16 protein-coding genes are annotated in these 13,313 nt (G+C 66.7%); 4 read left to right on the top strand and 12 right to left on the bottom strand.

Features of this window, described 5'->3' with window-relative positions; translation table 11 throughout:
* Positions 1-221: 221 nt before the first annotated feature.
* On the bottom strand, positions 222-995 hold the full coding sequence (locus tag BLU29_RS03330; protein ID WP_091055156.1) for a DUF2182 domain-containing protein: 774 nt from the start codon (positions 993-995) through the stop codon (positions 222-224).
* 3 nt (positions 996-998) lie between these two features.
* Positions 999-1,634, bottom strand: coding sequence for a DUF1326 domain-containing protein (locus tag BLU29_RS03325; protein WP_091055155.1), 636 nt, complete (start codon positions 1,632-1,634; stop codon positions 999-1,001).
* 184 nt (positions 1,635-1,818) lie between these two features.
* Between BLU29_RS03325 and BLU29_RS03320 the strand changes: the two genes are divergently transcribed.
* The gene (locus tag BLU29_RS03320) at positions 1,819-2,697 is read left to right on the top strand and encodes an alpha/beta hydrolase-fold protein (RefSeq protein ID WP_091055154.1); all 879 of its coding nucleotides are present in this window, start codon (positions 1,819-1,821) and stop codon (positions 2,695-2,697) included.
* On the opposite strand, the gene BLU29_RS03315 is transcribed toward BLU29_RS03320, so the two are convergent.
* Both BLU29_RS03315 and BLU29_RS03310 read right to left on the bottom strand, forming a co-directional pair.
* Positions 2,667-3,272: a DUF4337 domain-containing protein gene (locus BLU29_RS03315; protein WP_091055153.1), complete on the bottom strand. Its 606-nt coding sequence runs from the start codon at positions 3,270-3,272 to the stop codon at positions 2,667-2,669. The genes BLU29_RS03320 and BLU29_RS03315 overlap by 31 nt on opposite strands.
* A 93-nt stretch (positions 3,273-3,365) precedes the next feature.
* Positions 3,366-4,298, bottom strand: coding sequence for a GNAT family N-acetyltransferase (locus BLU29_RS03310; RefSeq protein ID WP_091055152.1), 933 nt, complete (start codon positions 4,296-4,298; stop codon positions 3,366-3,368).
* Between the two features lie 111 nt (positions 4,299-4,409).
* Here BLU29_RS03310 and gpt point away from each other — a divergent pair, with 111 nt between their 5' ends.
* A complete protein-coding gene (gene gpt / locus BLU29_RS03305; RefSeq protein WP_091055151.1) occupies positions 4,410-4,925 on the top strand; it encodes a xanthine phosphoribosyltransferase in 516 nt (171 codons plus the stop codon).
* Positions 4,926-4,970: 45 nt separating this feature from the next.
* Positions 4,971-5,309, top strand: coding sequence for a hypothetical protein (locus BLU29_RS03300; protein ID WP_091055150.1), 339 nt, complete (start codon positions 4,971-4,973; stop codon positions 5,307-5,309).
* Positions 5,310-5,322: 13 nt separating this feature from the next.
* On the opposite strand, the gene BLU29_RS03295 is transcribed toward BLU29_RS03300, so the two are convergent.
* Positions 5,323-6,525, bottom strand: a complete 1,203-nt coding sequence (locus BLU29_RS03295; RefSeq protein WP_157693586.1) for a metallophosphoesterase — start codon at positions 6,523-6,525, stop codon at positions 5,323-5,325.
* Between the two features lie 190 nt (positions 6,526-6,715).
* Entirely contained in the window at positions 6,716-7,237 is a 522-nt protein-coding gene (locus BLU29_RS03290; RefSeq protein WP_091055148.1) for a hypothetical protein, read from the bottom strand.
* A gap of 183 nt (positions 7,238-7,420) precedes the next feature.
* Between BLU29_RS03290 and BLU29_RS03285 the strand changes: the two genes are divergently transcribed.
* The gene (locus BLU29_RS03285; protein ID WP_157693585.1) at positions 7,421-8,443 is read left to right on the top strand and encodes a hypothetical protein; all 1,023 of its coding nucleotides are present in this window, start codon (positions 7,421-7,423) and stop codon (positions 8,441-8,443) included.
* Between the two features lie 11 nt (positions 8,444-8,454).
* On the opposite strand, the gene BLU29_RS03280 is transcribed toward BLU29_RS03285, so the two are convergent.
* The 6 genes from BLU29_RS03280 to BLU29_RS03255 form a co-directional block, all read right to left on the bottom strand.
* Complete coding sequence (locus BLU29_RS03280) at positions 8,455-9,330, bottom strand: hypothetical protein (RefSeq protein ID WP_197677756.1); 876 nt, start codon at positions 9,328-9,330, stop codon at positions 8,455-8,457.
* 115 nt (positions 9,331-9,445) lie between these two features.
* Entirely contained in the window at positions 9,446-10,090 is a 645-nt protein-coding gene (locus BLU29_RS03275; RefSeq protein ID WP_091055146.1) for a hypothetical protein, read from the bottom strand.
* 243 nt (positions 10,091-10,333) lie between these two features.
* The gene (locus BLU29_RS03270) at positions 10,334-10,921 is read right to left on the bottom strand and encodes a hypothetical protein (RefSeq protein ID WP_091055145.1); all 588 of its coding nucleotides are present in this window, start codon (positions 10,919-10,921) and stop codon (positions 10,334-10,336) included.
* A gap of 184 nt (positions 10,922-11,105) precedes the next feature.
* The gene (locus tag BLU29_RS03265; protein ID WP_091055144.1) at positions 11,106-11,483 is read right to left on the bottom strand and encodes a cupin domain-containing protein; all 378 of its coding nucleotides are present in this window, start codon (positions 11,481-11,483) and stop codon (positions 11,106-11,108) included.
* 140 nt (positions 11,484-11,623) lie between these two features.
* Entirely contained in the window at positions 11,624-12,337 is a 714-nt protein-coding gene (locus BLU29_RS03260) for a YkgJ family cysteine cluster protein (RefSeq protein WP_091055143.1), read from the bottom strand.
* A 190-nt stretch (positions 12,338-12,527) separates the two neighbouring features.
* Positions 12,528-12,992 carry a nuclear transport factor 2 family protein gene (locus BLU29_RS03255; RefSeq protein WP_091055142.1) on the bottom strand — a complete coding sequence of 155 codons (465 nt, stop codon included), beginning with the start codon at positions 12,990-12,992 and terminating at the stop codon, positions 12,528-12,530.
* Positions 12,993-13,313: the final 321 nt, after the last annotated feature.

Below are 13,313 nucleotides of genomic sequence, written 5' to 3'. Positions count from 1 at the left end.
GCTGCACCGAGGAACACTTCGCGCCACCAGCGAACTTTAGGGAGTGTTTTCAAACCCGGTTTGTCATCCTGAGCGGAGCGAAGGATCCACAGCAGCGAAGGCCATATCGCGAGCGAACGCATGGATGAGGATGTCGCTGCGCTCGGAACTTCACTTCGTTCAGAATGACAGGAAACGGGTATATGTTGGGTTTGAAAATACTCCCTGGTTTCGGCCGCGACTCAAAGCAGGAACCAGAGCCCGAGCGCCATGAGCGGCAGGCCGGAGAGGCGGCCGCCCTGCGCGCCGAGCGGCGCCACCTTCTCGAGCAGCACGAAGACGGTGAGCCCGGCGATCCACCAGAGGTTCATCACCCCGCCGACGAACAGCAGCAACATCAGGGCCCAGCAGCAGCCGAGGCAGTAGAGCCCGTGCAGCCACCCGAGGCGGAACCCGCCCGCGACCCCGGGGCGCCAGTGCCGGGTGAGGAACTCCGCGGGCGAACGGCAGTATTGCAGGCAGGCCCGCTTGAACGGCGTGAATTGGAAAAGCCCGGCGACGAGGAGCAGCGCGCCGCCGAGCCGGCGGTCCGACGTCTCCATCATCGGCGAAAGCAGCAGCAGTTTCGCGAGCGCCCGCTGCAGGACCGTGGCGGCGAGGCTGAAGACCGTCCACACCAGCAGGTAGCCGCCGCCGAAGGCGTAGGCGTGGGTCGCCGCCCGCGCGCCGTCGGGGCTTTTGCGCACCACGGCCGCGTAGATGAGCAGCGCCGGGGCGGCCGAGGGCAGCATCATGCCGACCATCATCACCGCCCACATGGCGAAGAGCAGCACCAGGTGGGTGAAGTCCCAGCGGTCGGTCATCATCCACGCGGACGATCCGGACATGCGGCCATACATGTCGACCGCCATGGGCACGATCCACGCCCAGCACAATGCGATCACCACGGCCAGCGCGAGGCCGACGAGCCAGCGGTCGCGCCGCAGGAGGGACTCGAGCGTGGTCGGCTCAGCCACCGGTCAGCGCACGACGCCGTGCGTGCTCCAGTGGATCTTGGCGAGGTGCGCGTGCGTGTTGTCGAAGGCGAGGTCGATGGCCCCGGAGGTCTTCGCCTTGCCCGCGACGAACTCGGCGTCGGTGAACTCGAAGCCGGTCGGCAGCGTGACGCGGGCGCGGTGCGCGGCCCCGGTCACGGGATTGCTGATGGGGCTGGCGCTGCTGTCGATGACCCCCGGCACCTTGAGTTTGGCCGAGCCGGTCTTGAGATCAATCGCGAGGTCGATGGGCTTGTAGAGCGTGGGCAGCAGCTTGGTGACCATGGCCGAGAACACCTGCCAGATGAGCTTGCCCGGCTCGGTTTCCTTGCCGTGGGCGACCTTCTCGAGCGCGGCACGCTGCCTGGCGTCGGCGCGCTCGTCCACGATCGCCTGGAAGGTGCCGTTGCCGAGATGGATGGGGCCGGGCCACAGACCCATGATGCCCCAGCGCAGGCCGTCGAGGGTCACGTCGCCGAAGCGGCCTTTGTCGATCTGGACGAAAGTGTGCGCCCGGCAATGGCCGAGCGTGGGGAGGGCGTTAAACTGGCAGGGGCAGCCCACCGCGCAGTTGCAGTTGCCGAATTCGAGGCCTTGCATCGACCATTCCACGAGTTTCATAAGTTGCCTTTGTTACTGGTGGCCGGCTGAAGTCGGAGGCGGCCCGGGCTGGCCGGGGGACTTCCCGTCGGTCATTTGAATTGGGCGCGATGATGCGGTGGCGGGCAAAAGGGTCAATGCCCAAGCCGGTGGTGCCGCCCCCCCGCGGGCTTGCGTCGCAACGCCGTCCAGCCAGAACCGGGGCATGCGAACGGGGCGTTTCTTCAGGGTGGGGTGGGCGCTGCTGTTATGGCTTGGCGTCAACGACCTCCGCGCCACGGCGGAAGCCCTGCCGGCATTGGATTTCGGCGGCCTGGCACCCCGCGAGGTGCGGATTTACCTGCCACCCGGCGGAGTGAAGCCGGCCACACCGGTGCTCGTCGCCCTGGACGGGCAGAACATGGCCGCGTGGCGGCTGGAGGAGGCGGTCGCCGGGCTGGCGGCGAAGGGCGTGATGTCGCCGCCGCTCGTCGTGGCGATCCCGGCGGGCGCCGACCGCATCGAGGAATACGGCCTGGCCGGCACGCCGGACTACGCCGGCCGCGGCCGGAAGGCGGCCGAATTCCAGCGCGTGGTGCTCGAGGTGGTGCTGCCGGCCGTGCGGGCCCGTTACGGTCTGGCCGCGGACCCGGCGCGCACCGGCATCATGGGTTCTTCGCTCGGCGGACTGGCCGCGTTCGACCTCGCCTGGCATCACCCGGAGGTCTTCGGGTTGGCGGGGATTTTTTCCGGCTCGTTCTGGTGGCGGTCCGACAACACCTCGCCGGCGGCGCAGCAAGCCTCGCGGCTGGTCCACCGGATGGTGCGGGAGACGGCCCGGCCGCCGCGGCTGCGGCTCTGGTTTTCGGCGGGCACCAAGGAGGAGGAAAGCGATCGCGACGGCAACGGCGTCATCGACGCCGTGCAGGACACCACCGAGCTGCTGGACGAGCTGGAGCACCGCGGCTTTCGCCGCGGAACCGACCTTGAATATGTCGAGATCCCGGGCGGCAGGCATAACGAGGCCACGTGGGCGCGGGTGCTGCCCGGCTTCCTCGAGTGGGCGCGGCCGGATCAGCCGGGGAAGAGCACCAAGACCATCTGAACCGTGGCGAGCGCGCCGCACAGGAGCGACGCATACCACAGCCAGCGTTTCTTGACGACGAGCGTGATACCGCCGAGGGCGATGGCGATCTGGAAGACCTGCGTGGCCAGCCCCATTTCCCGGCTCGCCGATCCGGCCAGGGCCGAACCTTCGCGCGCCGCGTCCCGTTTCGCCTCGAGGGCCTTGGCGGCGGTGGTGATGTCCTTCTTCTCCTTCTCGTAGCGGTCGACCCGGGCGGTCAGGGCCGCGAGACCCTTCGCGTCAGCGGCATTGGTGGCGGCGAGCCGCTCGCGCTCGAGCTCGTAGAGGCTCTGCTTGATGCCCTTCGCCTGGTAGTAGGACCATTGGTCGGAGGCTTCGGCCTGGTTGAAGGTCGCCTCGTTGAGCTGCTTCATGACCGCCGAGGAATAGCCCGCGCCCCGTTGGGTCGCCACGGCGGCGAGCACCGCGAGGAAGATCATGGAGAGCGACACGTATTTGGTCCAGGCATCGCGCTTTTCCTTGTCCTTCTGGGCCTGCTGGTCGGCTTTCAGGGCGGCGACCAGGCCTTTGAGTTCGTCTAGATTGTCGTTCATGGATGGGTTGAAACCGCCTTGTGAAATGATTTTCCGGCAATTGTCACGCTGTTTGCGGGAAAACGCCGGCGGGACACCGGGGCCCGGGCGCGCTCACGGCAGCCAGAAGCCGGTAAACCCCCGGGCGACGCGATGGCACCACTGGTCCTTGTAGGCGGTGTTGGCCTTGCCATAGCTGTAAATGAGCTGCCGGCCGCTGGCCTGCGCCTCCGCGCACGCGTCACGGCCGTTGATATAGGAGAGCAGCGAACCGGGGCTGATCCCGTTGAAGGACTTGTCCACGCCGCCGTTGATGTAGTCGATGCAGACGGTGCGGCTGGTCTCGGCGCGATAGTTGATCTGGATCGCGACCGGGCGGTCCTTGAGCCAGAGGACCTTGCCGAAAAGGAACTGCCCCAGGTGATCGAGCGTCGCCTTCATTGTCCCAATGGCGTGCGGTTTGCGCTGCCAGCGAACCAGGTGGAGCGCCTCATACATGGCGATGATCTCTTCGCTGCTGAACTCCCCGATGTCGCGCACCGTGCCGCCGAGCCGCTCGAACCGCCGCTCCTTGATCTGGTATTCCTTTTTGCCGGTCGGCAGCTCGTCGGGGATTCGCTTCAAAATCGCCATCTGCTTGAGGCCGGGGAACACGGCGCCGGCCACCTGCCGCCGCTGCAGGCCCAGCAGAAACCCCGCGCGGAACAGCACCAGGCAATTATACCCGGGCGCGACGGGCAGGTGGAGAACCGGGTAGCCGAAATCAACCTGATCGGTCAGCCGATGGACTTGAAGGGCCTGGCGGTCACCCGCGATGCGGGGACCCCAGGCCGGCACCACGCCGATGCATTGCTCCCCATGGAAGTAGCCGTGGTAGTCGGTCCGGATGCCATGGACGTCCCCAAAGAACTGCAGGACCTCCGGGTGCAGGATGAAGCTCCCGCCCCAGGATTGGTAGTGCCGGGCATACTCCTCGCGCGTGACCGGCGCGGTGTTCCACGACCTGAGGCGGGCGCCGAGCTGGTGAAACCGCGTTCCTGGGTTCATGCTGATTGGGTTGCAGGAGAGGAATGTGATGGCAAGCACCGCGAGAAGCCCCCGAGGGCAGAAAAGCAGAAATAAGTTTGGCGGGCCCGGGGCCAGCGGGCAGCCTGGGGCATGGGCGATCCCTCACGTTACACGGACGAAATTGTGGTGTCCTGGCCGGAGCTGCACCGGGACGCGCGCTTCCTCTCGCAGCAACTCCACCAGCTGGGCACGTGGAAAGGCATCGTCGCCATCACGCGCGGCGGCCTTGTGCCGGCGGCGCTGGTGGCGCGCGAACTGGAGATCCGGCTGATCGACACCGTCTGCGTGGCGAGCTACGCGGCCGGCAGCGGCGGGCCGGCGCAGTCGCAGAGCGGCGTGCAGGTGTTCAAGGGCGTCGCCGGCGACGGCGCGGGCTTTTTGCTGATCGACGACCTCGTCGACACGGGCAGGACGGCGCAGGTGGTGCGGCAGTTGCTGCCCAAGGCGCACTTCGCGACGCTCTACGCCAAGCCGGCCGGCCGGCCGTTCGTCGACACCTGCGTGAAGGAGTTCAAGCAGGACAAGTGGATATTCTTCCCCTGGGACATCGACTACCGGTTCGTGAAGCCGATCAAGGACGGCGGCAACCTCAGCACGAAGGCCTAGGGAAAACCGCCGCCGTGGGCCCGCCAAGGGCAGCCCACCGCCACCTTGAGTCCCCGGAAAACCAACTTCATCAGCCTCGGCCTGCTCCTCCTCGGGCTGGGCGGCGCGGTGGCGATCTACGCCATCGCGGAACCGCCGGACGACGATCCGTTGCTGGCCGATCTGCACTCCAACCGGAAATACAAGCGGGAGCTGGCGGTGTATGGCGGCCGGGCCAACGTGGTGTCGGCCGAGTTCATCGACTGGTTTGGCGGGTTGTGGCACGGCCGGAACCTGGCCGGCACGGTGGCCGTCCTCACGGTGGTCGCGACGCTGGGTTTTCGCTTCGTCGCCTCGCATCCCTCCGGCCGCACGGCCGGGACCGCGCCGCCGGATCGGGCTTGAAGCGGGCCCCGGCTCAGGGTGCGGCAAGGCTGACGGTCCGGGTCTGGCCCCAGGCCAGCGGACCCGCGGCGGCCGACGTGTTCCAGAGGCACTCGCGGGCGGTCAGCTTGCGCTGGGCGGCGTCGAACACCACCACCTGGAATGCCAGCTTGGTCTCGTCCTTGCCGGAAACCTTGCCTTTCATCGGGGAGTCGGAGCGGAAGACGCTGAGGCTGAGATCCCCGTCGGGGCCGGGCCACGTGTAGAACTCGGTCCAGTTGGAGTGGCCGTGGAAGTAGCCGGTGATATTGGGGTGCGCCTTGAGAAACGCGGCGAAGGCGCGCTGCTCGATGGTGGTGGGACCGTCCGGCTTGCCGCCGACGGAAGCGACCACCCCGTCCGCGTAGACGTCGGCGATCACGTTCTCGAATTTGTCGCGGTCGTTGATGTCGTGCGCGCCGTTCGGGTTGGTGAAATGGCGGGCGTCGCCCTCGGGCGGGTCGTGGCAGAAGATGAACACGGGTTCGCCGGCCGGCACGGCCTGGAGGTCGGATTCCATCCACGCGCGGGCCGCACGGTCGGGCCAGATCGAAAGGAAGACGCAGTGGACGCCACCGAAGTCGCGCGAGTATTGGATCCGGTCGGCGGGGTAGGCATAGGTCGCCGTGGTGCGGGGGAGCGCCGGGCGCATCATGCGGTTGTAGATCCCGATGAGCGACGTGGCGTCTCTGGCCGGCACCAGTTTGCTCGGGGAACCGATGGCGTTCGAGACATCGTGGTTGCCCGGCACGAGCAGGAGCGGGGTGGGCCGGCCGGTGGCATCATGCAGCGCCAGGCCGTCGACATAACAGGCCGCGAACTGGCCCCACGAGACGGCGGCGCTCTGGATATGGATCGGGTAGAGTTCCTGCCGGTTGACCAGGTCGCCGGTGATGACGACGAAGTCCACCGGACCCACGGGCCGGCCGGCGTTGAGGCCGCCGTCGGCGGGCAGCACGGCCGCGGGCACGGCGTTGATGGCCTCCAGCATGGCGGCGTTCACCACCCGTGATTCCACATTGGCCGCGCCGCGGAAATTGCCCCGGTTGATGCCGAAATGCACATCCGAGGTGAAGACAAACGTCACCGGCGCCGCCACCGCGGCCGTCCATCCGGTCACCGCGAGGGCGGAAGCCCACAGGGCGGTCCGAACCCGGCGCACGGGCCGCGGCGGAAGCGGCTGGAAGGGGAGGCTCATCCCGCCATTGTTCCGCGCCGGCCGGGGGTGACCAGCCCAAAGCCTGTTACGGTTTGATGGCGGGTGGAGTGAAAGCGGGACCCCGTTGCCGCGTGCTCGCGGCCCGGGGTTTGTCCTTGGTTCTCGCCGGGGCGAAACCAAGGCAAAAAAATGCCGCCGGTGGGACCGGCGGCACGGGGGAGGGTTCGGCTCAGTGGCGCCGGTCCCGGTCGCGGTCATCGCGGCCATGGTCGTCGCGATCGTCATGCCGGTCATCGCGCCGGTTGTCGTGATCGTTCCGGAACTTCACCTTGGCGAAGTAATTCGCCGGGTAGTAGGTCACGACCCGGTCGTGGAAGACATACGGCCGGTCGCTCTCGAGCTTGAGGGAGACGGCGCGGCCGAAGTCCACCCGGATGTAGTCGGGCAGGCGGGGGCCGAAGCGCCAGGTGCCGCCCTCGAGGTAGAACCACACGTGGTCGGACGGGCGGTAATAGACGTCACAGCCGGGGTAATAGTAATAGCCGTAGCTGCGGTGATACCAGTGGCTCCGGGCCCAGGGCGGCGGTTCCGGAGGGCCGACCTGCTCGATCACGACCACCTCGGGCGGCGGCGGCGGCAGGGCGCGGCCGAGACGGATGTCGATGCCGACGTCAAGGTGTTGGGCCCGGGCGGCGGGCGCCAGACTGCCGGCGGCGGCCAGGGCCAGGAACAGGATGGTTTTTGAGTTCATGGGGTATGTGACTGTCCGCGCTGGCCGCAGGTTTCATCCCGAACCGGCCTTTACGGGATTTTTTCGCGGAACTCGGCGAACGGTCCTGCGGCGGATCAGCACCATGGTGTCAACACCCCCTATCACCCAGCCGGCCGCAGGGTATAGTCACATGCGGTCACGTCCGATTCTGGGGCCGCACTCATGACGACACCCACCTGCCTGCAGCCTCTCACCTTGGAAAACAAGACCGCCGGACCTTGGTCGCGCATCGCCGCGTGGACCGGGCAATGGCATCCAACCCGGGGCGGCCTCCTTGCCGTGGGCCTCGTGTTGGCGGCGGCCGGCCGCGGCGTCGCGGCGCCGGTGGAGAACGAAGTTGCCGGCGCCAACGTCGCCTCGCCCAGGAAACTGGGCGACGATGAACTGGTCATCGAGGAGGTCTTCCAGAGCCACCTGCCGACGACGCTGGAGAAGTATGCCCTGCGGCTCTCGGTCAACCCACACCTGGGCGACTGGCAACGGAAGGACTACATGCGCCTGTCCACCACCTTGCGCTACGGCCTGACGGAGAACTGCGAGATCAGCGCGGGCAGCGACCTGTATTTCAGCCACGGCAACGGTGCCATCCGCGCTTTCGACGAATACGGCGCGGCGAATCTCAAGCTCGGCGTGAAGTTCAATCTCGGTCAACCCCTGTTCGCCGGCTGGGAGACCGGCGTCGGCCTCAACGATGAGTTTCCGACCGGCCACCCGTCACCGGAACTGACCGACGGGCTGCGCCATCTGGAACCCTACGCCACCTTCTCGCACCGGCTCGGGTCACACCCGGACCGGCGGATATTTGTGGGCTTCCATCTCGACAATGTGAGCAAAACCTCCCTGGCGGGTGAATTTGCCAAAAACGCCTTTCAGGAGAATTCGCGGGGGATGACCGGCGGCTTCGTGATCGATCGCGACCGCCTGCACTACACTTTCGAGGCGTCCTACGACACGTCCCGGTGGATCAACCACGGTGGCGGGGACATCTACACGGTCCGCCCCGGCGTGCTCTGGGAAATTCCCCATCGCCACGACCACCGGCTGAGGAGCAACTGGCTGGTCGGCTTCGCCCTGAATGACACCTATGGCCCGGGTGGCAACAGCCTGGGGGCGTCGTTCAAGCTCCGCTACAACAGCGATCTCAAGAACCCGTGGCCCCGCCACCCGGCCGCACGGGCGCCCTGAGCGTCCCGCGGTCAACCCGACGGATCCGGCCCGGATGGCTGCTGCCGCACCTCCTTGCGTTTCATCGCCAGGTAGACGGCTTCGTCGAGCTCATGCAGCTGCACGGGGAACTGCTCGGTCGCGGCAAACCAGTCGTGCAGCCGCTTCTCAAGCTGGTCGGCCGCCGGCACGGCGAGCGCGCCGAGGAAGGCTTCAATCGCGAGGTAATACCGCATGGTGTTGCGTTCCACGACGCCGCGCACGCCGTTGACCAGCACGGCGGCACCGCCCGGGGGCGATGCGGTTGCGCTGAAGCCCACCTTGTCACTGCCGATGGTGGCCAGGTAACCCTTCATCGCGAGCCGGGCGGCGAGACCATAGTCATAGGAATAAGCGAGGTGGATGAACGTCCGGCCGGCTTTCAGCGGCACGGCCTCCAGCGCGATCTCATAGTTCCGGCTCCCCATCGGCCCGGTGTCCGCGTGCAGCAGGATGTGCAGGTAGTCGGCCTGCGCGGCGGCCACGCGGTAGCCGAAACTGACAGGGTAGGCCTGGTCGAGCGGCTCGTCGTTTTTCCGGCCGATGCTCACCAGCAGCGTGCGGCCCGCCGGGCGGCTCACGACGCGGCAGCCCTTCACGTTGAGATGCAGGATCAGGATGTCGGCCCAGTGCTCCATCACCTGCAAGGCCTGGCTGACAGTCGCAAAGGGATGATCGATCACCACGAACAGGTCGCCCTTCAATCCATCCTTCGCCTCGGTGGAATCGAGGAACAGGGGCCGCCGATAGGCGTTGTGGCTGAGCTGGTCCTGCAGGGCGACATAGCGCGCCTGCAGCGCGGCGGCCGGTTGCTCCGCCCGGGCGGGGGGAGTCCCCATCCCGGCCAGCAGCAGGCCGGCGGACAGCATTCGGAATATTCGGATCAGGGAGGCCGGGACCGCGGGATGAGGCATGGCCTGTAAGACAGCTTTCGCGGACGGTGGTGATGGTCGGGATGAAACTTTCGCCGTTCCGTCCGCGCGGCTATGGCAGCGGGCCCAAAAACCTGACCAGGTTGGCGATGTGGTCGTCGAGGGACACGCCGAGCTTGTCGCAGCCCAGCTGGATTGTGGCGCGGTCGATCTTGGCCGCGAAGCCGGGGTCCTTGAATTTTTTCCTGATGGAGCCGGGTTTCATCTGACCGTAGGGCACGGAGTTCATCTTCCGGTAGGCGTAGAAGATGCCGCAGAGCTCGTCGGTCGCGACCAGCGCGGCGGCGAGCTTGGTTTGCGGTAGCGTCGTGAAACCATGGTAGCCGTAGGCGTGGGCCTCGACGGCGTGGATCAACTCGGGCGGATAACCCCAATCCTTGAACCATTGCAGCGACGGCGCCGGGTGCGTCCCGGGGTGTTCCTCGTAATCGAGGTCGTGGAGCAGGCCGGTGAGATGCCACAGCAGCGGGTCCTCGGCAACGGAGCGCGGCAGCGCGGAGATGGTCACACCGGCAGGTGTGGCCTGGAGCGAAGCGGAAGGTGACTGAGCCGGGTGCCCTTCGGGCAGGCGAGGGAACAACTGCGCGGCGTAACCTTCCATCGCGGTCGCGACCATCAGCGCGTGGTGCCGCTGGTAATCATCCTTCACGTGTTCGTGCAGCAGGGCGAGGGCGGCGTCCTTGGTCGGGAGGGGCATGTGAAGAAAATATTATACCAATCGCCTCCAGCTACTCCACTCTACACCAAGGTCGCCAAGACCGCGAAGCAGATCCCGCGAGGGGAAATATCTCTGCGTTCTTTGCGGCCTTCGTGTAAAAGCTTTGGGTGTTTGGTATTAACGATATTAACCACGAAGGCACGAAGTGCACAAAGGGATTTTTGGAGAGGCTGTTGCCCTCAACAGCCCGGGCGCTTGGGGGCAAGCGCCCCTACCTTCGACTTATTTCGGGCCGGAGTAATACAGCTTTGTATACTCGGCGCGGAGTTTCTTGATCTCCTCGGGATCGCGGCCGAGGGCGGCTTGCATTTCCAAGGCGGCGGCGAGCTCGTTCATCTGCCGGGCTTTTTCCTTCTCGGCTTCCCTCTCTTTCGCCCGGACCACGGGGTTGAAGCCAAACAGGCGGCCGACGATCTGGTCGAATTTGCTGAGATGATTCCGCACCAGCCGGGCGTCGCGGCCGGCGGGCGACTCGAAAAGCTCGGTGGGCGCGTCGTGGAGCGGCTGGTGCTCCGCGATGCGCGGCAGGGGCTTGGGGAAATCGGTGTTCGGGTGGACCGTCACCGTGGGCAGGGCGAGGGTGTGCTCGCTGGCGGCGGCGGACGTTGTCGGGGTCGGGGTCGCAGGCGTCGGTTCGGAAAGAGCGGCGGGGGCGTTCTTGGGCGCGGCGCGGGCCGCTTTGTCCGCCTGGGCCTTTTCGTAGGCGGCGGGATCGTAGTGCGGCAAGCCGGCTTGGATGGCCTGCTTGGCTTCGGCGGGAACATCAGCCACGGCCAACCGGGCCAGCAGGGCCAGGGCGGTCGCCGACAACAGGGCGGGAAGGTGGGGTCGACCAGCCGGGGCGCGCATGCCAGGGGTCAGACTTGGCCGGAAGGCAGATGTTCAAAGATTGGAGGCCAATTGGCTCACAAACAAGGGGGAGCGCGCTTCAGGACATCCGCTGCGGCAAGACAAGCGTGTTGGGTCAACCCGTTCCACCCGGCGCGGCGGACCGTCAGCTGCCGGTCGGCACGATGGCCTTCGTCTCCACCATGAGGATGACGGTGCGCTGCGGGGCGCGCGGGCGGTGCATCACGCCCTTGGGAATGACGGTGCCCTGCCGCGGCTGGAGCGTGATGGTGCGGCCCTCGAGGTCGATGTGGAACAGGCCCTCGACACAGTAGAAGAACTCGTCGTCGTGGTCGTGCTTGTGCCAGTGATACTCGCCCTCGACCACGCCGACGCGGACGACGGATTCATTCACCTCGCAGAGGGTCTGGTTGAACCACTGGTGCGGACAGGCGGCGGAGAGGGCGCCTTCGTCGATGAGTTCGAGCGGCTGGAACTGGACGTTGAGCCGCGTGACGTAGGGGAAGTCTTTCGGTTCGCTCATGCACCGAGCCAGCCGGGTCCGTCCCGGCCGGGCAACGCCGAACCGGCTGTGCCGGTCGAGGAGATGTTGAAGTATGGGTGTAGGGCCGGTGCTTGTCGCCGGGCCGCGGTCCGCCGGCGAGCGGCGACCCTACAGACCAATCAGGCGACCCCGCTGGCGTCGGCGAGGCAGGAGTCGGGGAACGCGGATTGCCGGCGCATCCATCGGGCGAGGCAGAGGCTGTTCGTCAGCGCCTCGTGCAGCGCCGAACCAAAATCGTAGGAGCGCTCGTCGTAGCCGGCCGCCTCGATCGCCTCGTCGAGGCCCAGCATCACGGCAAACATGCGGGCGCGGAGGGCGGGGAGGTAGACCTTGGTCAGGTTCACGGACGGATCGGCCATGTTGGCTTCGCACACGGCGGCGTTGCTGGTGTGGTGCGAACGGCAGGCCTCGGGACGTCCGGCATAGATCGAGCAGGAGCCGGCGACCAGCAGCGCACAGGGCTGGCGGCTGGTGGCCCGGGCATCCTTGGCGAAGGCGGCGACGCGGCCGCGGTGTGCGGCCAGGCGGGCGATGACCTCATTGAGTCCGGCGGGCGAGGAGTGAACCTGGAGGTGGTCGGCGGCGAAGAAGACCTCGTGGGCCTGCACGTCCACCGGGACGTGGCAGCAGAAGTCACAGCCGTCGCGGCAGGCGACCTTGGCGCGGACGCCGGCGGCGGTCTTGGCGTAGGTCGAGTCGAGTTCGTCCATGCCCCAGCGGAGGGCGGTCATCATCTGCGCGGGCGCGCGGACCATGAGCAGGCGGTCCTGCATCTCCGCCACGGTGTGGTCGAAGATCTGGAAGCGCTGGGCGACGGAGGTGCGGGCGGGCATGCGGGTCCTCAGGCATCACAGGCGCCGGACGAAACGCGATAAGGAAGACGAAACCTGAAACCTGAGACCTGAAACCTGAGGATGACGAACCAAAGAGTCACGGAGAGATAAACTGTAGGAGGGGCTTTACGCCCCGATTGATCGAGGTGCCATGAAATCGGGGCGTAAAGCCCCTCCTACAGTTTCGGCCTTACTTCTTCTCGGCGGGCGGGATCTTGGTGGCCTGCCAGGTGATGACCTGCCAGCGGCCGTCGCGGAAGATCAGCGTGCCGCTGTTGCGGTAGTAGTCGGTGGTGCCGTCGGGATTGCGGGCGACGAGGCGGAAGGTGAGGGCGGCGAATCCGTTGTAGGGGCGGATGTTGATGTCCTCGGCGGAATAGACGGGCCCGGGCTTCGCACCCGCCGCCACGGGCTTGGCCGCGGCTTCATGGACATTCTTCATGATATCGGTCTTGGTGCGCACGACGCCCATGGCGCTGGTGTAGACGATCTCGTCGGCCCAGAATTTCTCGTGGCGGGCGGGGTCGCTGTTGTGCGTCAGGAAGTCGGTCAGGAGCTCCATGATGTAGACATTCGCCACCGGGGCGCCGGCATCGGCGGCGCGGGCCGAGAGGGCGGACAGCAGGACGAGGCAGGCAAGCAGCGGGGATTTCATGGCCCGCAGGCTGGCGCGTGCGCTTACGGTGGACAAGACCCCATGGGACTGGCGTCGGGTCTGGCGTGAAGGCACTTCACAAAAACATGAAATCAAGCAACCAGGACAAAACGGAAGGCACCGTCAGCTCGGGCGGAAACAGAGCCACAGGTCTCACACGAAGTCGCGAAGACGAAAAACCGGGGACACAAAGAAGCTCAGCCGCGGCGCAGGCTGCGCGACTGATCCCGGGCGCTGAGCACAGCGCAACGGGAAAAGAAACCATGGGATCGGCCCGGGGACATTGGGCTCGACCGGCCCGGAGCGCAGCGATAGCATGAG

The organism is Opitutus sp. GAS368 (assembly GCF_900104925.1).
Lineage (GTDB): Bacteria > Verrucomicrobiota > Verrucomicrobiia > Opitutales > Opitutaceae > Lacunisphaera.
This window is presented reverse-complemented; position numbering and strand designations above follow the sequence as displayed.

What these genes read in the sequence shown, in the direction of transcription:
- BLU29_RS03325 (WP_091055155.1), bottom strand. Translation starts at nt 1,634, where the DNA reads ATGAAACTCGTGGAATGGTCGATGCAAGGCCTCGAATTCGGCAACTGC.
- BLU29_RS03320 (WP_091055154.1), top strand. Translation starts at nt 1,819, where the DNA reads ATGCGAACGGGGCGTTTCTTCAGGGTGGGGTGGGCGCTGCTGTTATGG.
- BLU29_RS03315 (WP_091055153.1), bottom strand. Translation starts at nt 3,272, where the DNA reads ATGAACGACAATCTAGACGAACTCAAAGGCCTGGTCGCCGCCCTGAAA.
- BLU29_RS03310 (WP_091055152.1), bottom strand. Translation starts at nt 4,298, where the DNA reads ATGAACCCAGGAACGCGGTTTCACCAGCTCGGCGCCCGCCTCAGGTCG.
- gpt (WP_091055151.1), top strand. Translation starts at nt 4,410, where the DNA reads ATGGGCGATCCCTCACGTTACACGGACGAAATTGTGGTGTCCTGGCCG.
- BLU29_RS03295 (WP_157693586.1), bottom strand. Translation starts at nt 6,525, where the DNA reads ATGAGCCTCCCCTTCCAGCCGCTTCCGCCGCGGCCCGTGCGCCGGGTT.
- BLU29_RS03290 (WP_091055148.1), bottom strand. Translation starts at nt 7,237, where the DNA reads ATGAACTCAAAAACCATCCTGTTCCTGGCCCTGGCCGCCGCCGGCAGT.
- BLU29_RS03285 (WP_157693585.1), top strand. Translation starts at nt 7,421, where the DNA reads ATGACGACACCCACCTGCCTGCAGCCTCTCACCTTGGAAAACAAGACC.
- BLU29_RS03280 (WP_197677756.1), bottom strand. Translation starts at nt 9,330, where the DNA reads ATGCTGTCCGCCGGCCTGCTGCTGGCCGGGATGGGGACTCCCCCCGCC.
- BLU29_RS03275 (WP_091055146.1), bottom strand. Translation starts at nt 10,090, where the DNA reads ATGCCCCTCCCGACCAAGGACGCCGCCCTCGCCCTGCTGCACGAACAC.
- BLU29_RS03265 (WP_091055144.1), bottom strand. Translation starts at nt 11,483, where the DNA reads ATGAGCGAACCGAAAGACTTCCCCTACGTCACGCGGCTCAACGTCCAG.
- BLU29_RS03260 (WP_091055143.1), bottom strand. Translation starts at nt 12,337, where the DNA reads ATGCCCGCCCGCACCTCCGTCGCCCAGCGCTTCCAGATCTTCGACCAC.
- BLU29_RS03255 (WP_091055142.1), bottom strand. Translation starts at nt 12,992, where the DNA reads ATGAAATCCCCGCTGCTTGCCTGCCTCGTCCTGCTGTCCGCCCTCTCG.